Annotated in this window: 11 protein-coding genes and 1 tRNA gene; 7 read left to right on the top strand and 5 right to left on the bottom strand. The window is 72.6% G+C overall.

Annotation, left to right across the window (positions count from 1 at the left end; genetic code table 11):
• Window positions 1-49: 49 nt before the first annotated feature.
• Together ACIQZN_RS14735 and aceB are read left to right on the top strand one after the other, a co-directional pair.
• Window positions 50-643, top strand: a complete 594-nt coding sequence (locus ACIQZN_RS14735; protein WP_403992580.1) for an NTP transferase domain-containing protein — start codon at window positions 50-52, stop codon at window positions 641-643.
• Between the two features lie 232 nt (window positions 644-875).
• Complete coding sequence (aceB, locus tag ACIQZN_RS14730; protein WP_403992577.1) at window positions 876-2495, top strand: malate synthase A; 1620 nt, start codon at window positions 876-878, stop codon at window positions 2493-2495.
• Between the two features lie 70 nt (window positions 2496-2565).
• On the opposite strand, the gene ACIQZN_RS14725 is transcribed toward aceB, so the two are convergent.
• From ACIQZN_RS14725 to ACIQZN_RS14710, 4 genes are all read right to left on the bottom strand, one after another.
• A complete protein-coding gene (locus ACIQZN_RS14725; RefSeq protein ID WP_403992574.1) occupies window positions 2566-6006 on the bottom strand; it encodes a DEAD/DEAH box helicase in 3441 nt (1146 codons plus the stop codon).
• Between the two features lie 42 nt (window positions 6007-6048).
• Entirely contained in the window at window positions 6049-10986 is a 4938-nt protein-coding gene (locus ACIQZN_RS14720) for a DUF3320 domain-containing protein (protein ID WP_403992571.1), read from the bottom strand.
• 182 nt (window positions 10987-11168) lie between these two features.
• On the bottom strand, window positions 11169-12074 hold the full coding sequence (locus tag ACIQZN_RS14715; RefSeq protein WP_403992568.1) for a sucrase ferredoxin: 906 nt from the start codon (window positions 12072-12074) through the stop codon (window positions 11169-11171).
• Between the two features lie 16 nt (window positions 12075-12090).
• Window positions 12091-13302, bottom strand: coding sequence for a cupin domain-containing protein (locus ACIQZN_RS14710; RefSeq protein ID WP_403992565.1), 1212 nt, complete (start codon window positions 13300-13302; stop codon window positions 12091-12093).
• Between ACIQZN_RS14710 and ACIQZN_RS14705 the strand changes: the two genes are divergently transcribed.
• Window positions 13293-13670, top strand: a complete 378-nt coding sequence (locus ACIQZN_RS14705; protein WP_403992562.1) for a hypothetical protein — start codon at window positions 13293-13295, stop codon at window positions 13668-13670. The genes ACIQZN_RS14710 and ACIQZN_RS14705 overlap by 10 nt on opposite strands.
• 119 nt (window positions 13671-13789) lie before the next feature.
• On the opposite strand, the gene ACIQZN_RS14700 is transcribed toward ACIQZN_RS14705, so the two are convergent.
• Window positions 13790-16078, bottom strand: a complete 2289-nt coding sequence (locus tag ACIQZN_RS14700) for a glycosyl hydrolase family 18 protein (protein ID WP_403992559.1) — start codon at window positions 16076-16078, stop codon at window positions 13790-13792.
• Window positions 16079-16290: 212 nt separating this feature from the next.
• Between ACIQZN_RS14700 and ACIQZN_RS14695 the strand changes: the two genes are divergently transcribed.
• The 4 genes from ACIQZN_RS14695 (at window position 16291) to ACIQZN_RS14680 (ending at window position 20468) form a co-directional block, all read left to right on the top strand.
• A tRNA-Cys gene (locus tag ACIQZN_RS14695) sits at window positions 16291-16363 on the top strand.
• Window positions 16364-16390: 27 nt separating this feature from the next.
• On the top strand, window positions 16391-17527 hold the full coding sequence (locus ACIQZN_RS14690) for a gala protein (RefSeq protein ID WP_403992556.1): 1137 nt from the start codon (window positions 16391-16393) through the stop codon (window positions 17525-17527).
• Complete coding sequence (locus ACIQZN_RS14685) at window positions 17524-19260, top strand: ankyrin repeat domain-containing protein (RefSeq protein WP_403992553.1); 1737 nt, start codon at window positions 17524-17526, stop codon at window positions 19258-19260. Before ACIQZN_RS14690 ends, ACIQZN_RS14685 begins: the two co-directional genes overlap by 4 nt.
• Window positions 19257-20468 carry an AAA family ATPase gene (locus tag ACIQZN_RS14680; RefSeq protein ID WP_403992550.1) on the top strand — a complete coding sequence of 404 codons (1212 nt, stop codon included), beginning with the start codon at window positions 19257-19259 and terminating at the stop codon, window positions 20466-20468. The genes ACIQZN_RS14685 and ACIQZN_RS14680 overlap by 4 nt, the downstream gene beginning before the upstream one ends.
• The last annotated feature ends 2 nt before the right edge of the window (window positions 20469-20470 follow it).

Below are 20470 nucleotides of genomic sequence, written 5' to 3'. Positions count from 1 at the left end.
AGGTACGAGGCGGTGGGCGGGAGCGGCCGCCGTGGGGTATTCAGGCGGCATGACACACGCACAGATCGCCGGACTGCTGCTCGCCGCGGGCGGCGGCCGCCGGCTCGGCGGACGCCCGAAAGCCCTGCTGGAACACCGTGGCGGACTGCTCGTCGAGCACGCGGTGCGCACGCTCCGCGAGGGCGGTTGCGGCCCGGTCCATGTGGTGCTCGGCGCCTCGGCCGACGAGGTGCGGGCGCGGGCCGGGCTGGACGGCTGCGGGGTGAGCGTCAACCCGGAGTGGACCGAGGGCATGGGCTCCTCGCTGCGGACGGGGCTGGACGCGCTCGCGGGGACGGGCGCGGACGCGGCGCTCGTCCTCCTGGTCGACCAGCCGGGGATCGGGGCGGAGGCGGTGGCCCGGGTGGCCGCGGCGTACCGGGACCGGACGAGCTTGGTGGCGGCCTCGTACGCGGGGGAACGCGGGCATCCGGTGCTGTTCGGGGCCGACCGGTGGACGGACATCGCGGCGGGGGCGGTGGGCGACCAGGGGGCGCGGGCCTATCTGCGGGCGCACCGGGAGGCGCTGACGCTGGTGGAGTGCGGGGACGTGGCACAGGCGTTCGATATCGACACCCCGGCGGACCTCTCGCACCTGGAGTGAACACCCTGGCACGCTGCGCCAGCGCGCGGGCGGTTCTGTCGACCCGAAGAATCTCGACATCAACAAACCATTGAACTTCCACCATGAGGAAACTACTATCCACTGTTCAGAAGCCCTCTGCACCTCAGACGGCGGCCACAGCCGTATCCCGGAGCCCTGGCACGCCGTGCCGAATCGGGCGGCCCGGCGGCCGTGACGCCGTCCGCACCGCCCGCTGAAGGAGTGACAGCTCATGTCCGCACCAGCGCCGTCCTCGCTGGCCATCGTCGATGCCGAGCCCCTGCCCCGGCAGGACGAGGTCCTCACCCCCGCGGCCCTCGCGTTCGTGGCCGAGCTGCACCGCCGGTTCACGCCCCGGCGGAACGAGCTGCTCGCCCGCCGCGGTGAGCGCCGTGCCGAGATCGCCCGCACCTCCACGCTGGACTTCCTGCCGGAGACCGCGGCGATCCGGGCGGACGACTCCTGGAAGGTCGCGCCGGCCCCGGCCGCGCTGAACGACCGCCGGGTGGAGATCACCGGTCCGACCGACCGCAAGATGACCATCAACGCCCTGAACTCGGGCGCGAAGGTCTGGCTCGCCGACTTCGAGGACGCCTCCGCCCCCACCTGGGAGAACGTGGTCCTCGGCCAGCTCAACCTGATGGACGCGTACAACCGCGCCATCGACTTCACCGACCCGAGGTCCGGCAAGTCGTACGCGCTGAAGCCGGCCGACGAGCTGGCGACCGTCGTCACCCGCCCGCGCGGCTGGCACCTCGACGAGCGCCACCTCCAGCTCGACGGCACCCCCGTGCCCGGCGCGCTGGTCGACTTCGGCCTGTACTTCTTCCACAACGCCCAGCGCCTGATCGACCTCGGCAAGGGCCCGTACTTCTACCTCCCGAAGACGGAGTCGCACCTGGAGGCCCGCCTCTGGAACGACATCTTCGTCTTCGCGCAGGACGAGCTGGGCATCGCGCAGGGCACCGTCCGGGCCACGGTCCTGATCGAGACGATCACCGCCGCGTACGAGATGGAGGAGATCCTGTACGAGCTGCGCGACCACGCCTCCGGGCTGAACGCGGGCCGCTGGGACTACCTCTTCTCGATCGTCAAGAACTTCCGTGACGGCGGCGCCAAGTTCGTCCTGCCGGACCGCAACGCGGTGACGATGACCGCCCCGTTCATGCGGGCGTACACCGAACTCCTCGTGCGCACCTGCCACAAGCGCGGCGCCCACGCGATCGGCGGCATGGCGGCCTTCATCCCGTCCCGCCGCGACGCCGAGGTCAACAAGGTCGCCTTCGAGAAGGTCAAGGCCGACAAGGACCGCGAGGCGAACGACGGCTTCGACGGCTCCTGGGTCGCCCACCCGGACCTCGTCCCGATCGCCATGGCCTCCTTCGACGCGGTCCTCGGCGAGAAGCCGAACCAGAAGGAGCGCCTGCGCGAGGACGTCTCGGTGGCGGCCGGCGACCTGATCGCCATCGACACCCTGCACGCCAAGCCCACGTACGAGGGCCTGCGCAACGCGGTCGCCGTCGGCATCCGCTACATCGAGGCGTGGCTGCGCGGCATGGGCGCGGTCGCCATCTTCAACCTGATGGAGGACGCGGCCACCGCCGAGATCTCCCGCTCGCAGATCTGGCAGTGGATCAACGCGGACGTGGTCTTCGAGAACGGCGAACACGCCACCGCGGACCTGGCCCGCAAGGTCGCCGCCGAGGAACTGGCCGCGATCCGCGAGGAGATCGGCGAGGAGACCTTCGCCGCCGGCCAGTGGCAGGAGGCCCACGACCTCCTCCTCCAGGTCTCCCTGGACCAGGACTACGCGGACTTCCTGACCCTGCCCGCGTACGAGCGGCTGCGCTGATCCCGCTCGGGCCCACAACCGCTCCCGGTGCCGAGGCGCCGGGAGCGGTCGTGCGTCACGGTATGACGTGTCATCCGCAGCGGCAGCCTTGCGCCAGTGTGACCGGGGCGAGTGCCCGCATCGCCTCCTGCTCGGCCTCCGAGATGCACGGCAGCCGGCGTGCGAGTACGTCGAAGTGCTGGTGCCCACGCCACGCGGAGTGGTCCCCCACGACGAACAACCGTCGACGAGCGCGGCTCACCGCGACGTTCAACAGGTTCGGGGCCGAGGCCGCCCAGGCACGCGGCCCCGCCTTGTCCCCGCCCGCACCGAGGACCAGCAGCACCACGTCCGCTTCCTTTCCCTGAGTCGTGTGCACGGTGCCCACCCTGTCGCGCGGGACCACCTGGCAGAGGCTGCGGCGGAGCCCGGCCACCACATCCCGGAACGGGCTGATGACGAAGAGCCCGCGTGCCGGGTCGAGGCCCCGGTCAACCAGCCGGTGCACGATGACGTTCGCGCACTCCCCCTCTTCCGCCGACCACTTGCCCTGCGAGGCGCGTCCGCCGCTCACTGGCCACCAGACCCCGCGCCGGGCCACCGCGTACTCGTCGTCCCGATGCACCCCGTGCACCATGAGCCCGTCGTAGGCGATTGCGTTGCTGATGGTGAACATCGGGTCGTCGCAACGCCGGTGCACGCGCAGGGGTGATCCCACCCACACCTGGTCGTCCTCGGATCCCTGTGGTGCGGGCAGCCAGGTGCCGTAGCTGTTCAACCGGTCCGCGACGCGCTGCGCCGAGGTCCGGGACGGCTCCCACTCCTCAGCCACCCCATAGGTACGGCGAAGTGCTCGCTGTCCCGTGTGCGGCAGCGTCACCACCGGTTCCAGCTGGAGCGGGTCGCCCACGACAACGCCTCTGCGGGCACGCCACAGGGCACCCACCGGCATCTGGGCGGTCGCCTGGCCGGCCTCGTCGATCAGCATCCAGCCGAGCGACCGGGGCCCCAGGCCGGCGAACATCCGGTCCAGTGAAGCGAACGTGGTAGAGACGACCGGCAGAGCGAGGAACAGGCTTTGCCAGGCCGCCAGCACGACCTCCGGCTTCAGGGTCTTCGGGGCGTCGCCGCACAGAACGTCCATCGCCGCGTCGAGGTTCTTCCGCATACGGTCGGCCGCACCTTCGATGAAAGCCCCGTGCAGATCCATCGCGGCGAGGAAGAGCCGGGTGCGGGCCCGGGTGAACTCCGGATCGGACCAGGGCGAGGACAGTTCCCTGGCATCCTCCTCCGTCCGTTCGCCGCGCTCTTCCTGCCCCGGGACGAAGGTGCCCCAACGGTCGAGGGCGGTCCCCACGGTGGCCCGGACGCTTGCATGGCGTCCTTCCACCGCCCGAAGCGCCCGTCCGGCTTCCTCCAGAACTCCCCTGCGGGCTGCTTCGGCCCGGTCGTAAGCGGCGGCCGCCCGGCTCTCCTCCTCGTACACAACCCGGGCTTCCCGTTCGGCCGCGGCCAACAGCCGGTCTTCGGCCTGCCAGTCGCGCTGCGCCGCGCCGAGCGTGAAGATGCCCGCGGCCATGCCCGGTCGGTGGCGCCGGTGCTCCGCCCGCAGGCCCGCTGGACCGGCGAGGTCCTGCTGCGCCCTGCCACGGGCCGCGCGGGCGTCCGCGGCCGGCTGCCGAAGCGCCTCCAGGTCACGACGGGCGTCGCGCTCGGCCTCCTGGGCAGCGGCGACGGCCGCATGTGATCCGTTGAATTGCAGGAGCGCGTCGTACGCCCGCTGCCGCTCGTCCCGCATGTCCCGGACCGCCTGCCGGGCCTCCCGGAAACGGATGACGGCCTCCCGCCACCCCATCAGGTCGAAGCCGCGCGAAGCGGCCGTCCTCAGGCGGTCCCGCATCCCCTCGCCACGCTCTTCCCGCTCCTCGCTCGGCGGACCGAACCAGTACGCGTTGCGGAAGTCCGAGCGGTTCCCCTTGTTGCCGAGCCTTGCGGCGAGGGTTCCCCACGACGGCGCGCCGTCGAGAAGCAGGCGGCCTTGTTCCGGGAAGAAGGACGCTGCCTCCCGCCACTCCTCAGCGACAGATTCGAGCGCCGGGATCTCGTTGGAGACGTTCTCGACCGCACCGTTGTTGGCCGACGCGATCACCATCTCGTACCCCGTCAGTTCCGCTTTGAGCGTGGCGAGGGACCGCTGGTACGTGCCGGTGCTCCAGCGATGCGGCCGACCGGTGAACGCGTCCTCGGGCCGCTGGAGTTCGGACAGCTGTTCCGCGCGGTTGACCAGCACGGCGGCGATAAGGTCGCGCAGCTGGGTGGTCTTGCCCGTGCCGGGCGGACCGTTGACCGCGTACAGGCCCTCGGTAGCGGCGAGTTGCTCCAGAATCCGGTTCACGGCGAACTGCTGGCTCAGCACCAGCGGATGTTCCGTCTTCGCCGGCCATCGCCCGAGCGGGAAGTCGGCCGGCCGCACGCCTGCCAGTACCACTCCGGGTTCGTGCTTGAGATCGATGCGCGTACGGCCGCGCAGCGCGGCCGAGGCGGTCAGGTAGTCCCGGAGTGCGGGCCCCGGCTCGTCCTCGGCGAGCCGGCCCGCCACCAGGTCGAGGTCCGCCGCGATGAAGCTGTTCAGGAAGTCCGACCCTCCGGACCGGCCGGCCTTCCGCCGCGACACGGTTCTGCACTGGACCCGGATCGTCTCCGGACGCAGGTCGTCGGCGACACCGAACCGTTCGGCGACCCAGCGGGTGAGGGCCGACAGGTCCCGCACGGTGAGCGGCTTCTCGCCCAGTCTCGGCGGGGCGTCGTCGCCGTCATCGGTATCGGCCCCGTCGCCCTCGTCCGGTGGGCCCTCGTCCAGCGACACGCCGCCCTCGGCCACGGAATCGGCCGCGCCGGAGAGGGCACCGGCCGCCAGGTCGCCGAGCACCGGCCCCAGTGCGGCGTTCAGAGCGCCGCCGAGAGCGCCGACCGTGATCTCGCACAGCAATCCGGCGAAGGGCCGCCGCCCCTGTCCCGGCCGGGTGTCCGCGATCGTCACCCTGCCGTCACCGACGCCCAGCACGACGCCCTCGCACGCCTCGGCCTCCGCCTCGAAGCCGTCGAGCCAGTCCCGGGTACCCGGGCCGGGCTTGCGGCTGCGTCCCGTCGCCCAGGCGCAGGCGGAGAAGGTGAGGGAGTCCTGAACCAGCAGGCCCTCGTCGGTGACCTCGAAGGCGAGCAGCGCGCTGTCGCCGTCCACCCGGCCGTCGTGGTCCTCGTCGCTGCCGCCGAACACATCGAGCAGGACGTCGCGGACGGCCGCGACCGGGTACACGCCGCAGTACACGGTGTGCTGCCGGACCATGTTCCGCCCGGGGCTCCGCCGTCGTACGGGATGTCCTTCTTCCCACGGCAGGGGGCGTCCGGTCTCGACGGGGTGCATGCCTTTCGCCGGTGAGTTCTTCTCCACCTTCTGCGGGCTGAACATCTCCACCGCGCGCCAGTACCGCACGATGTCCGACCTGCGCCGCCGCTCACTGCTCGCCGCCATCCGACTCACCCCCATCGTTCCGGACCGCTCGGAACGATCAGCCTAACCAGCCGCGCCGACTCCGAGCCGGCCCAGCCGGTGCAGCTCCGAGATGTCCGCCGTCAGGCAGTCCTTGATCTCCTTGCCCGTCCTGCGCCACCCGAAGAATTCGCATGCCTGCTTGACCAGCTCCTCCTGCGTGCTGCCCGGGCACTCCGCCGCCAGCTCGCACAGCGCCAGGTGACGCTCGGCCGGGGAGATGTGTGCGACCTTGCGGGCGGCCTCCCCGTCCCCGGGGCGCCGGGCCTTCAGCCCGGCCCGCCGGGCCACGTCGAAGAACACGCCGTCGCTCGAGAAGCGCCGCGAGCCGACCATGGCCCGCAGCACCTGCCGGATGTTGTCCTGGATGCGGCTGCCCGCCTTGGTCACACCCCAGGCCGTGCGGGCACGCAGCATCAGCAGATCCTCGTGGATGGGCCCCTCGCACTCGATGATCTGCTCCAGGACCCCCTGCAGCTCGGGCCGGGCCTCCACGGTGTGCATCAAATGGGGCGAACCGACCCGCTGCGAACTGGTGCGGTAGGGAGCGCTCCAGTCACGGTCCGCCTCCACTTCCACGGGCACCCGCTCGTACTCCACGGCGGCGGCCTGTGCGGGCACGGACGCGACCGGAACCGTAAGCACATGACTGTCCGAGCGTGCCACGGCGCTGACCGACGGAACCGACCGAGCGGGAGCGGCGGACGGCTCGTGCACCGGCTCCGGGAGCCGCGGCTCTTGGACCGACGCGGTCAGCGGGCCCTGGGCGACGGCCTGCTCGACCGCCTCCCGCAGCCGCAGTTCCGCTGCCGCTCTTCCCCGGTACCAGTCGGTGCCCCAGATCCGGTACAGCCGCCAGCCCAGGCCGTTCAGCACCTGCTCACGCAGCCGGTCCCGGTCCCGGGCCGTCTTCGAGGAGTGGTACATCGCCCCGTCGCACTCGATGCCGAGGGCGTACGCGCCGGGCAGCTGGGGGTGGCGCAGGCCGAGGTCGATGCGGTAGCCGGCGACGCCGACCTGCGGCTGGACCTGGTAACCCCAGTCGCTCAGCACGGACAGGACGGACTCCTCGAAAGGACTGTCGGGTTCCGCGTCGGACTGCACGACATCACGTGCGAGTACGGCGGGGCCGTTCTCCGCGTACTCCAGGTAGCGCTTGAGGTGCTGGACACTCTCGTTCGGACTGTCGGCGAGGCCGGTGCCTCGGAAGGAGGCGACGACCTCCATGCGATAACGGGCACGGGTGACCGCGACGTTCAGGCGCCGCCATCCCCCTGCCTTGTTGATGGGGCCGAAGTTCAGTCCGAGCTTGCCGTGCTCGTCAGGGCCGTAACCGACGGACATGATCATCACATCGCGCTCGTCGCCCTGCACCGACTCGAGGTTCTTGACGAAGAAGCCGTCGAGGCGGCCCTCGGTGAAGCAGTGTTCGAGGTCGGGGCGCAGCAGGCGGGCCTGCTGCACGGCTTGGTCGATGGCCGATGCCTGGGCCTGGGAGAGGGCGACCACCCCGAGTGTCCTGCCGGGGCGGGTGTCGAAGTGATGGATCACCCTCTCGGCCACATAGCTCGCCTCGGCCTGGTTGTCGCGGCGGCCGCCCCGGTCGTAGACGCCTCCGGCCTTGAGGAAGGCGACGCCGACGTCGTTGCCCTCGTCGAGCGCACCGGGGAACGTGACCATCGAATTCCGGTAGAACGAGTGGTTGCTGAAAGTGATCAGGTTCTCGTGGCGGCTGCGGTAGTGCCAGCGCAGGGGGAGTTCCCGCATGGCCCCTGCCTTGCAGGCGTGCAGCAGCGATTCGAAGGAGTCGGGCACATCCTCCTCGTACTCGTCCGACTCGTCCTCGCCCGCGGAGTCGAAGAACGAGGTCGGGGGCAGCTGCTTGTCGTCACCGGCGACGACGAGCGTACGACCGCGGTAGATGCAGTTGATCGCGTCACTGGGCCGGACCTGGGAAGCCTCGTCGAAGACGACCACATCGAATGTGTAGTCGGAGGGCAGAAATTGACTGACCGTCAGCGGACTCATCATGAAGCACGGCTTGATCGACTGCACGACCTCGCGTGTCCGGCCGAGCAGTTCGCGTACGGGCATGTGCCGGGTCTTCTTCTCCGCCTCACGCTTGATGACGGCGCCGCCCCCACTGCCGAAGCGGCGGGGCCGGCGCTTGTTGCAGGCCTCGATCACGGCCCCGCCCGCGGCGGCGATCAGACGGCGGTCGGCTTCCCGGTAGTCCGCCACGCGTGCGTCCAGGTCGTCCGAGCGCGTCGTACGCAGTCGGGCGTCGGTGGCGAGGATGTCGTCGGCCCAGGAGCGGAGCATCGCCTGCTCGACGATGGGCGGCAACTGCTGCGGATCCACGCCCCGTTCGGCCGCGCTCGCCACGAGGTCGTCGGCGCCGCGCCGGGCCAGGACGTCGAGACCGTCCCGGTACGCGCGCCACTCCTCCGGGCCGTGCGGGTCGGCGAGAAGCGCGTCGACCACCTGTTGTGCCCGGTCGAAGGTGCCCGACAGAAGCGGGGAGAGCTGGGCCTGCCGCGCCGGGTCGAAGAGTTCGAGAAGCCCGGCCACGGACGTGTTCCAGCGTTCGGCCCGACGCGTGGAGGCCGCGCACCAGTCGCCCAGAGATCCCCGTACGCTGTCCGCCAGCAACCCCGGAAGACGGTCCGTCTCGACGCCATGGGCCAACTGCTCGGCCAGCAGGTCCCGTCCGACGGCACCACGGCTCAGCTCGGCGACGCGGTCGGCGGTCGCCAGAGCGCTGTCGAGCGGGTCCAAGGCTCCCTGGTCACGCGGGGTGTAGTCGTCCAGCAGGGTGGCGTGCTCGGCCGCGAGGCGTACGACCTCCGTCGCGGCCGTGTACCAGGCCAGAGCGTCGTCCAGACGGCCGACCAGCGACTTGGTCCACGTGCCGGAGTGGGTGAGTGCCGCGACAGCGGCACGGTCGGTCTTGTACTGCGCGGAGAACCGGGCTTTCAGTCCCCGGTGCTGCTCCGCGAATCGGGCGGTGAGGTCCGGCAGGTCCGCCGCATCGACGACCTTCGCGCCGAAGACGTCCTCGGCGGCCGTACGCGCGGCGGTCTCGGCGTCCAGGGCCTGCCGCAGCTCCTGCGCGGCCGAGTGCGCCCGGCGCAGCGTGTGTTCGTCGAACCAGCCACGCGGCGGTCGGTGTTCGGCCGTGGTCAGATCCGCGAGTTCGCACAGCGCGAAGGCCTCGTCCACGTGTTCCGGCTTGGGCAGGCCGAACAGATCGGCGAGCTGCGCGAGCAGGCCGGGCACGTCTTCCGGCAGAGGTGCTTCCGGCGAGCCCAGGCCGTCCGGAAGACCCGCACGTACCGCGCGCACCGCCTGCTGGAGCTCGCGAACCGATCGAGGGCCCTGCTCCGCGGTGAAGGGACGGCGGCCCCCCGCTGCCCGCACGCCGTCCAGGGCGGCGGACGCCTCAGTGGCGACCTGGTGCGCGGACGTGCCGGTCAGACCCCGCCAGGCGAAGGACTCGCCCTCGGCGACCGGGCGCCAGGCCCTGCTGACGGCCTTCGCGGCGGCGGCGAGTTCCTGCAGGGCGCCGGCGCTCAGGTTCCGGACGGTCTTCGTGTGCCGCGCGGACAGGGCCAGCTGCGGTGTACCCGCCTGCTCCAGCTGGACCAGCCGCCCCAGGACATCGTGGAGCGTCCGCCCGAGGGGTTCCCGGCTCTGGTTCATGCCGGCCGCGTACGCGGAGAGCTCCTCGCGCAGACGGCGGGCCCGTTCCAGTTCGTGCTCGGCCGCTCCGGTGACTCGGGCTTCGGTCGTGAGGACCCGGGCGAGTTCGGTGGCGACGGCCTTCTTGCTCGTATCACCGCTGTGGAGGGCCATGACGAAGTCACCGAGGCCCACTCCGCGCAGCCTGTTGCGTACGACGTCGAGGGCGGCGGCCTTCTCACTCACGAACAGCACGCTGCGGCCCGCGTGCATGAGGGCGGCGATCATGTTGGTGATGGTCTGGCTCTTGCCTGTGCCGGGCGGGCCGCTCATCACGAACGAGCGGTTGTCGAGCGCCGCGGCGATGCACTGACGCTGCGAGGCGTCCGCGTCCAGCACCAGAGGGGTCTTCTCGGGCAGTTGGACCTCGTCGATCCGGTCCAGCTCAGGGGGCTCGAATCCGATGAGGTCGTCGGGCAGGCCCGCGTCGGGGCCGAGGGCGACGGCACGGACCAGTGGATGCCCGAGGATCAGGTCCTCGTTCTGCTGCAGATCCTGGTACATCGCTTCGCGGTGCGACGCGAACAGACCGAGCACGGCACGTTCGTCGATCGTCCAGCCCTGCTGGCCGGCGGCCACCGCACGGGCGGCGGAGAGCAGGGCGGGCAGGTCGGTGACGTCGGTGCCCGTGACCGTGGACCAGTCGACGCCCATCCGCTCCAGCTTCACCGCGAGCGCCGGATTGTGGGCCCGGTCCTGCCCGTCCGCCACGTGGAGCCGGTACCGGCGACGACTGTCCCGGCGCAGCTCCACCGGCACCAGCAGCAGGGGCGCCGAGCTGCTCTCGTGGGCGCCGTCCTCGCGCCAGTCCAGCATGCCGATGCCCAGCCACAGGACCCAGAGTCCGTAGTCGTTGAACATCTGGGCGGACTTCTGCCGCAGTTGGTACAAGGCGCTGTCCAGCGCTGCCTGGGTTGTCTTCTGCGTGACCAGCCCGGAGTCGGGCCGCTGTTCGACGCCCACGCCGTTCAGCTCGTCGGCTTCCTCCGCGGCTTCCGTCACTCGTCCGAACTCCAGGCCCCTGACGAGTGCCGGCGGCAGGGAGATCGCGTCGGGCACGGTGATTTCCAGGGTTGACGTCCTGGTGTGCCGGAAGTTCAGCAGCCGGTTGCGCCCTCCCAGGTCCAGGAGGGAGTTGCGCCAACCCTCAAGTACCGCCTTCAGCCGATCGAGATCCGGATCGCTCGTGGTGGCGGAGAAGGCCTGGGGCTTACGGGGCATGTGGTGTGTACCTCCTGGCAGGGCGCACAGGGGTATGCACACGCGCAGGTCCCCCCTGGAGGTATCTCCCTATCAGCCCACATGGCCCGACACGCCGGAGTTGGTGAACACGATATGTATTTGTTGTGAAGGCCGCCATGAACGAGGTGAAAAGGGTCGCCCGTCGGCCTCATGAACGCCTTTCAGCCGACGCGGATCGAGGTGACCTCGTGGACCATGGCCGCGCTCGTCGACGGGCCGTTGCAGGTGAGTTGGTGTGGTGGGGCGCGGTGTGCGGTGACCTCCACGTCGTACGCGGGTGCGTGGGGTGGGGGGCCGGTGAGGCGGATCAGCCAGTGGGGGTCGGCTCGGGTGGTGCCGGCGACCGTGTAGGCGTGGCGGGCGGCCGGGCCGTTGCGGGCGAGCAGTGCCGCGACGGCCGCCTGCTGGGCCGGGAAGAGGTCGGTGTAGCCGCGCAGGTGCGTGGCGTGGACGCGGCCGGCGAGGTGCTGTTCGACCGCGGTGACGGACGAAGCGGCGTCCAGGCCGCCGTAGTAGACGCCGTCGGGGGCGACGAGCACGTTGGCGGCGAAGCGGTCGCCGCCCACGTGGGTGCACTCCCACACCAGGTCGGGCCACCGCTCGCTCAGCGCGCCGGCCACCGGGCGTCCGCGCACGGCGCAGCACGTGTCGTGGCGGCCGTGGGTGCAGACGAGGACGACGGGCGGGAGCCCCGTCTCCCCGTGCTCCCCGGGCGCTTCGAGTACGTCGGCGATGCGGGCCAGGTCCTCGTCGCGTTCCCAGGTCCCCCACTGCTGGCGGTGGGCGCCCGTGGCGTCGTACCGGAGTACGGCCCAGCGGCGGGGGCCCGGCCGCGGGGCGCGGCGGCCGTGGCGTCTGATCAGGAGGATGCGGGCCCGGACCGCCCGGGCGGCCTCGAAGAGGAGGGACTGGGCGACGGGGTCGAGCGGCAGGCCGTCGTAGCCGTTGGCGGGCCAGGGCGCGTGGTACTCGACGAGGACCCAGACCAGGCCGTACGGGGCGGTGCCCGGGAGCGCGTCGCCGCGGGCCCGGGCGGCGTCGGCGCAGAAGAAGCGTTCCGCTGTCACCGGGGGCGTTCCGCGCTCACCGGGCGGACGGGACGAGGACGCCGGCGCGCAGCAGCCTCCCCGCGCAGGCGAGGCCGAGGTCCCCGGCGGTGCGCACCTCGCCGGCGAGCAGGCGGGCGAGGGCCGGCAGGTCCGTAGCCGGGAAGTCCAGCCAGCCGACCCGGGTGACCAGGCGGTGGCCCTCCAGGCGGGCTTCCAGCGCACCCCGGAGGCGGACCGGGGTGCCGGGGGCGAGGCCGTTGACGGCGGCGAGCTGGGCGAGCGGGCCGAGCGGTGCGGGACGGGACTGGGCGCGCCGGGCGCGGTGGAAGTGCGGGGCGGGGTCGGCGCCGGTGAGGGCCGCCGCGAGTCGTTCGCGTACCGCAGCGGCCTCCTCGTCCGGGTCCGCCATGCCCAGCGGCAGCGCGCCGCGCATCCAGGGGTCGTCGCGCAGCTCCGCGAGCGCGGCGCGCATCAGCTGTTCGGCGAGGGCGTACCGGGTCCAGGTGTGGACGCCGAGCGTCAGGTGGACGGAGACCTCGCCCTGCGCCTCGGCGGCGTGCAGCCAGCCGCGCGGCAGGTAGAGGACGTCGCCCGGTCCGAGCACGGTGTCGAGATACGGCTCGCTCCCGGCGGCCTCGGCGACGGCGTCGCGGTGGTCGGTCCAGGGCTGGTCGCGCAGCGGGTCGGGGTGCACGGGGCGGTGGACGATCCAGCGCTTGGTGCCCTCGGTCTGGAGCACGAAGACGTCGTGGACGTCGTAGTGCGCGTCGAAGCCGCGGTTCTGGGGCGGGGTGACGTAGGCGTTGGCCTGCACCGGGTGGCCGAGTTCGGCGGCGAGCGCGGCGGTGAGGTCGCCGACAGGGGCCCAGGTGCGGTGGAGCGCTTGCAGGACGAGCGTGGCGCCGTCGGCGAACTCCCGCCACAGCGCGGTGTCGTCGGCCTGGTCGCCGATGGTGGCGCCGACCCCGGCGGGCGAGGTGAACGAGGCGTCGGGCAGCGTGGCGCCGTTCTTGGCGACGCGGAGGAACGGCGTACGCAGTCCGCGCCGCGAGACGAGTTCGTCCACGGCGGCGGCCGGGAAGAGGTCGGAGAAGTCACCGGCCCGGCGGGTGAGCAGGGCCTCGCGGCCCCAGAAGTCGCGGGCGAACGTGTCCCGGCTCGTGCCGGGTGTCAGGCGCGATTCCAGGACCCCGGGGGCCGCCGTCGCGGCCGGGGGGTCCTGGGTGCCGGTCGGGGTTGTGCTCAAGAACGGTCCGCGCCGCCGTCGGCCCCGCCGTCCTGGACGCCGGGCGTACCCGCGGCGCCACCGTCGGCCGGACCCTCGGCACCACCGTCCGCGCCGCCGTCGTGGACACCCGGCGTACCGGCCGCGCCACCGTCGGCCGGACCCTCGGCACCGCCATCGGCGCCACCGTCGGCCCCGCCGTCCGCGCCGCCGTCGTGCACACCCGGCGTACCGGACGCGCCGCCGTCCGCGGGGCCCTCGGCCCCTCCGTCGGCGCCGCCGTCGTGGACGCCGGGCGTGCCCGCGGCGCCTCCGTCCGCGGGGCCTTCCTGCTGGTTCGGGTCCTGCTCGGGGCTGGTCATGGTTCCTCCCGCGCATCGAACGGCTGAGGCCGGACCCGTAGCGGAGTCCGGTGGTGAGGCACGGCGGTGCCACGGGGGCACCGCCGCGACCAGCCTACCGCTATGGGCGGTAAGTCTCGATTTGAGGGAAATGAACCGGTGAAGGGCTATTTCAGTCCGTTGTCCAGGGCACCCATCAGCGTGCCCTGGGTGGTGTCGCCCGACATCTCCCAGACCATGACGCCGAGCAGCCCCTTGTCCTTCACATAGTCGGTCTTCTTGCCGATGGACCAGGTGTCGTCGAAGGACCACCACTGGCTGCCGGTATAGCCGTACGTCGAGATGGACTGTTCGTCGTGATGGACCGTCATCGTCGGATAGGCGCCGATGAGGTTCGAGTAGCCCCGGGTGCCCGCCTCCTCGGCGAACTGCCCGGGTGCCGCCCCGCCCGCCGGCTGCCACTCGCCCGCGACGCCGCCGTCGGTGACGCCCTGCCAGCCCCGTCCGTAGAAGGGGATGCCGAGGGTCAGCTTGCGGGGTTCGACGCCCGCGTCGGTGTACGCCTCGATGGCGGTGTCGGCGCTGAAGTGGAAGTCGTACGGGTCCTGCGTGTCGTTGTAGAGGTTGGCCTGGTGGCCGGTGCGGTTGGGCTCCCAGGAGTTGTCGCTGCCGGAGCCGTGGAAGTCGTAGCCCTGGACGTTGGCGGCGTCGAGCGAGTCGAAGACCTTGGACAGGTCCCAGCCCTCGTCGATCTTCTGCGGGTCGGCCGGGGTGAAGGCGGTCAGGAGGCGGTGCCCCCCGCCCAGCGCGTCGAGCTGCTTGCGGAACTCGGCGAGCAGCAGGGTGAGGTTGTCCTTGTCGTCGGGCGAGTAGTGGTTGCCGGGGTGTCCGGTGCCGGTGCCCGGCCACTCCCAGTCGATGTCGAAGCCGTCGAAGATGCCGGCCGCGCTGCCCGGGCCGCCCGCGCCGTTGTACTCGGGCAGATTGCCCTTGATGTACATGTCGATGCAGGAGGAGACGAACTTCTTGCGGGCGGCGTCGGTGGCGGCGACGTCGGAGAAGTACTTGGAGTACGTCCAGCCGCCGAGCGAGACCACGATCTTCAGGTCGGGGTGGAGCTTCTTCAGCTTCTTGAGCTGGTTGAAGTTGCCGCGCAGCTTGCCCCAGCCGTCGTCCGCGACCCCGTCCACGGACTGGGCGGCGCTGAACGGGCGGGCGTAGTCGGCGTCCGCGTCACCCGCGCCGGTGCCCTGCTCGGGGTCCTGGGGGTCGGCGGTGGTGCCCTTGGTGACGCCGTTGAGGCACGTGAGGTTGTTGGGGTCGATGTTGGCGAAGGCGTAGTTGACGATGTCGAGCTTGGCGGCGGCGCCGGAGGTCTCCAGGTTCTTGACGAAGTACTGGCGGCCGTAGATGCCCCACTGGACGAAGTAGCCGACCTTCGCGTAGTTGCCGGCGCCGACGATGTCGTCGGTCTTCACGGTCAGGGCGTTGCTCGCCGGCGAGGCGTTGTCGGCGGCGTCGCGGGCCTTCACGGTGAAGGTGTACGAGGTGGAGGGCGACAGGCCCCCGACCGTCGCGGTGGTCGTGGTGCCGGAGACCGTGGTGGCCAGGGCGGACCCCCGGTAGATGTCGTACGCGGCGACGCGCTGGTTGTCCGTGGACGCGGTCCAGGCCAGCGTCACGGAGGAGGAGTCGGCGGCGGTGGCGTGCAGGGCGCCGGGGGCCGTCGGGGGCGAGGTGTCGGTGGCCGGGTCGACGGTCTTCACGGTCAGCGGGGCGCTCTCGGCGGAGACGTTGCCCCGGGTGTCCTTGGCCCGGACGGTGAACGCGTAGGCGGTGGCCGGGGTCAGGCCGGTGACGGTGGCGGAAGTGGCCGCGGTGGCGGAGCCGACGACCCTGCCGCCCGCCAGGATGTCGTACGAGGCCACGGGGAAGTCGCCCGCCGCGGCGGCCGTCCAGGACAGCGACGCGGTACGCGCGGTGACATCGGTCTGCTTCAGCCCGCCGGGCGCGCCCGGGGGCGCGTCGGCCGAGCCGTCGCACTTGTCGCCGTTGATCCTGCACCCGGTCGGCGCGGTGATCGGGCCGGTGGCGACGAACCAGAAGCTGTACGGCTCGGTGCTGCTGTGCGCGGCGACCGTGCCGTTGTAGTGCGCGTTGACGGCGGTGATGTGGCTGCCCCGGGTGGTGGTGGTCCCGTTGTACGAGGACTGGATCGCGACCCCGGAGGGCAGGTCGAACTCCAGGGTCCAGCCGGTGACGGCGGTGTCCGTGTCGTTGCGCAGGACGTAGGTGCCCTTCCACCAGGGGCCGTTGTCGGCGGACGTGAAGGCAGCCGTGAGCTTGCCCGCCGCGTGCGCGGGGACGGCCTGCAAGGACAGCAGCGCGAGGAGGAGGCCGAGAACGGCGAGCAGGGCGGTCGCCGTTCTCCGTCTGAGTGGCATGTGCTCGAACATGGTTTCTCCCTTACGGCAGGGACCGGTGAGGCGGTCCTCGGGGAGGTGCGGATGTCGTGCCATGGAGCACCCGGGAACGTAATTGGTCTGGACCAAGCCGTCAAGAGGTACAGACCACTTGAGATTCGGGCGCGGCGCCGCCGCCGGTGCCCGCGTGACTGCTGGCGCAGGTGTGCGAATTGATCGCCGTCATGGATAGGATCACCGGCGGCAAGGCTGTAGCGCAGAGGTCGTCGCGCCCTAGCTGCAAGCTGGAGGACGTCGGTTCGAATCCGACCGGTCTTGCCGCCTTTTCGCAGACGGGGGTAAGAGATGTCGCAGCCGATGCCGGTGCGCTGTCCGGCCATTGAACATCCGGACCTGCCCCTCGCCGACCCGGCGTCGCTGGGGCCACTGCTCGACCGGCTGGCGGCGGCGCGGCCCGTCGGGGCCGACGAGGCGTTCCCGCTGGGCGCGCTGCGCGCCGACGGGCGCGTCGATCTCTGCAAGCAGGGCCTCGGCGCGGCCGGCGCCGCCCGGGTCATGCCCGCCGTCGCCCGCTCCCCGCACGCCACCCACGTACTGCTCGGCACCAACTCCCTCGGCGACGAGGGCGCGAGGGCCGTGGCGGCGGCGACGGCCGGGCCCGGGCACGGGCTGCACACCCTCTACCTCGGCTGCAACCGCATCGGCGCCGAAGGGGCCGCCGCCCTCGCCGCCGCCCTGGCCGACGACGCCACCGTCCGGGCCCTCTGGCTCAAGCGCAACCCCCTCGGAGACGCGGGCGTCCGCGCCCTGGTCCCGATGCTGCGCCGCAACACCGCGCTGCGCACCCTCGACCTGGTCAACACCGGGGTCACCGCCGACGGACTCGCCGCCCTGCTGGACGTCCTGAGCACCCGTCCGCGCCCCGTCGAACGGCTCTTCCTCGGCGGCAACGGGCTGGGCGCCGACGCCGCGCCCCTGCTGGCCCGGCTGATCCTGGACGCCGGGGTGCGGGAGCTGTACCTGCCGTCCAACCACCTCGGCGACGCGGGCGCCGCCGTCCTCGCGGGCGCCGCCGACCCGTCCCGCCCCATCCGCCTCGGCCTGGGCGGCAACGGCATCGGACCGGAGGGAGCCCGCGCCCTGGCCGGTGCGCTCGACGGGATCGAGGCGCTCGACCTGGGCCGGCCGCCCTCGGAACGCTCCCTGGGCGCCCCGCCCAACGTCACCGGGGACCCCGGGGCGCACGCGCTGGCCGAGGCGCTGCCCGGCAGCCCGCTGCGCCGCCTAGAACTCAGCCACACCGGGCTCACCGGGCGTGGCGCGAAGACCCTGCTCGCCGCCGTCGCCCCCGGGTCCCGGCTGGAGTACGTGGGCCTGGGCCCCGGCCTGCCGCGCCGGGTGAAGCGCTCCTTCGCGACGCTGCTGCGTCCGGACGGCGGCGCCCACGCCGATCTGCGCGCGGTCAGGAGCCTGTACCGGTGAGCCCGCACGACACCGCCCTGTTCCTATCCCCCCAGGAGGCGGCGAGCTGGCGCCAGGTCCGCCGCTACGCCGTGCCGCGCTCCGTGATCGAGGAGTCGGGCGCGCTGCGGGAGGCCGGCGACTGGCGGGGAGCCTGCGCGGCGGCCGGCTTCGAGGTGCGCGTCGACCCGGACAAGGTCGCCGCCCGGTACGGCGCCGAGACTGCTGAAGCCCTCCTCGCCGACCTCCGGGACCTGGCACCGGACCTGCTGCGCTGGCACCTGCCCAGGATCCTCGCGGGCCGCTCCACCCTGGCGACCGACCGGACCGTCCTCCTCGCGGGCTACGGCTCCGCGCCCGGCGCGTATCTCCAGCTGTCCACCCCGGCCATGGTCGACGGCCCCCAGCGCCTCCCGCTCCGGTTCGGCCCGCCCCGGCGCCGGGTCGCGTACGGCCTCGTCGACGACTGGCGGACGCTCGGGCACCTGTGGCGCGCGAGCCGGGCCGGTGAGCTGCGCGCCCGGGCCGGCGGCGCGGACCGGCTGCCGTTCCTCGCGGCCGACGGCACCCCGCTCCCGGCTCACCTGCTGCCGCCGGACGAGGACCCGGGCAGCGGCGACCCGGTGGCCCGCGCCGAGTGGATCAATCTGCTGTACGCGGACGAGCGGATCGCCGACGCGCTGGCGGCGGCCGGGATCGAGTGGGACCCGAAGCCGCCGGAGATGCCCGAGTACTACCGGACCGGCCCCGAGACGATCATGGCGGGCCTGGCGCTGGACGTGCCCCGGCTCGACGCGGAGGTCCGCCGGTTCGCGGAACTCGTGGGGGCGGAACGGTTCCAGATCGGCCAGGACTGGCGGGCGCGCGTCGTGCTCGACCTCGCCGGCTCCGGCGGCCGGCTGCGGATCGGGGTCGTGAAACGCGAGGCGGCCGAGGGCGCGGTCTTCCTGCCGGAGGCCCTGTGGCGCAGGCTGCCCGACCTGGAGCTGCTGGGCGACGGCGTCCTGACGCCCGCGGACCTGCATCCCCTGGTGGGCCGGTCGCTCTTCCCGGACCACGAGGGGCCGTTCGGACCGCCCGGGATCACGCCGCCCGCCCCGGCCCGGGTGCGCTGCCGTGGCGACTGGCACGAGGTCGGCTTCCGGGACGGCACGCTGACCTCCCCGCACACCGCGCAGGAGCGGCAGCGCGAGAGCGCCCTGCGCGCGTTCGGCGGGGCGGTTTCCGGCTGCTTCGCCGCCGAGCACGCCTGCCTCACCGGGACGGGCCGGCTGCCCGCGGCGCTGGCCGCCCAGCGGCGCGACCTCTTCCTGCGCGCCCAGCACGGGGACACGGCGGGGGTCGTGGCGCTGCTGGACGCGGGCGTCGATCCGCGCGTCCGGGACGGCGGCAAGCACACGCTGCTCCACGTCCTGCCCCTGCTCGACCACACCGTGCTGCTCCCCCGGCTGCTGGCGGCCGGCCTCGACCTGGAGGCCAGGGACCACCGCGAGCGCACCCCGCTGAGCGTCGCCGTATCGGGGCGCGGGACGGCGGAGCTCGTCCGGGACCTGCTCGACGCGGGCGCCCGGATCGACGTGAGCGACCAGACGGAACTCTCGCTGGAACAGGTGATCCGCAAGTACCGGCGGACCGATCTGCGGTTCCTCGCGGAACGGGTGCTGAAGGAGCACCCGGACGCCGGCTCGGAGTGGTGGGACGAGTGGGACGACGACGAGGACGGTTACGACGACGAGGAAGGTGACGACGCGTGAGCACCGTGGCCCCCGGTGTCCCCGCACAGGCGCCGCACCCCCTGGACGCCGCCGACGCGCTCAACGGGCGGCTGCGCGCCACCCGGACCGAGACCGTCGCCAGTCCGCAGCTCGAAGCGCTGGCCCTGGCGGTGACCGCCAATCAGCCGGTGCTGCTCTGGGGCGAGCCGGGCATCGGCAAGTCGGCGGGGCTGGAACAGCTCGCGGCGGGCCTCGGCCTGGACCTGGAAACGGTCATCGCCAGCGTCCACGAGCCGTCCGACTTCGCGGGGCTGCCCGTCGTCGGGGACGACCCGGCCACGACCGGGGTCCCGATGGCCCCGCCGGACTGGGCGGTCCGGCTCGCCCGGAAGGGCCAGGGGCTGCTGTTCTTCGACGAGTTGTCCTCCGCTCCCCCGGCCGTGCAGGCCGCCCTGCTGCGCGTCGTCCTGGAACGCCGGGTGGGCAGCCTGAAGCTGCCCGACGCCGTACGCATCGTGGCCGCCGCCAATCCGCCGTCGAGCGCGGCGGACGGCTGGCACCTGAGCCCCCCGCTCGCCAACCGCTTCGTGCACCTGTACTGGACGCACGACCCGCGCACCGTGGCACGCGGCATGGCCGGCACCTGGCCCGAGGCGCCCGTCCCGGTGGTCGATCCCGCCCGGGCCGCCGGTGCGGTGGCCCGGGCCCGGGGCGCGGTCTCCGGATTCCTCACCGCGCGCCCGGGGCTGGTGCACCACCTCCCCGCCGACGCTGAAGGCCGGGGCAGGGCCTGGCCGTCGCCCCGGACCTGGGACATGGCGCTGCGGCTGCTCGCCGCCGGTTACGCGACCGGCACCGGCCGGGACGCCGTCGCCGCCGCTCTGACGGGGGCCGTCGGGGAGGGGGCGGGCATCGAGCTGCTTTCGTACCTGGAGAATCTGGATCTGCCCGACCCGGACCGGGTGCTGGCCGATCCGGACGCCTTCGCGCTGCCCGAGCGCGGCGACCGGCAACTGGCGTTCCTGATCGCGGTGGTGGCCGCCGTCCAGGCCGAGCCGACCCGTCCGCGCTGGGAGGCGGGCTGGGCGGTGCTGGCGAAGGCCGTCGCGGCGGGGGTGCCGGATGTGGCGGCCCGGGCGGCGATGGACCTGGCGGCGATGCGGGACACCGACTGGCCGGTCCCGGAGGGCATCGACGCCTTCCTGGAACTCCTCCAGCTCTCCGGCGCGCTGCCGGGAAGCGCCTGAGG

Source organism: Streptomyces sp. NPDC097595 (assembly GCF_044761525.1).
In the GTDB taxonomy this organism is placed as follows: domain Bacteria; phylum Actinomycetota; class Actinomycetes; order Streptomycetales; family Streptomycetaceae; genus Streptomyces; species Streptomyces drozdowiczii_A.
This window is presented reverse-complemented; position numbering and strand designations above follow the sequence as displayed.

Bases quoted from the DNA above. Each gene is read 5' to 3' on its own strand.
- ACIQZN_RS14690 (WP_403992556.1), top strand. From the start codon at position 16,391: ATGTCGCAGCCGATGCCGGTGCGCTGTCCGGCCATTGAACATCCGGAC.
- ACIQZN_RS14700 (WP_403992559.1), bottom strand. From the start codon at position 16,078: ATGTTCGAGCACATGCCACTCAGACGGAGAACGGCGACCGCCCTGCTC.
- aceB (WP_403992577.1), top strand. From the start codon at position 876: ATGTCCGCACCAGCGCCGTCCTCGCTGGCCATCGTCGATGCCGAGCCC.
- ACIQZN_RS14735 (WP_403992580.1), top strand. From the start codon at position 50: ATGACACACGCACAGATCGCCGGACTGCTGCTCGCCGCGGGCGGCGGC.
- ACIQZN_RS14725 (WP_403992574.1), bottom strand. From the start codon at position 6,006: ATGGCGGCGAGCAGTGAGCGGCGGCGCAGGTCGGACATCGTGCGGTAC.
- ACIQZN_RS14720 (WP_403992571.1), bottom strand. From the start codon at position 10,986: ATGCCCCGTAAGCCCCAGGCCTTCTCCGCCACCACGAGCGATCCGGAT.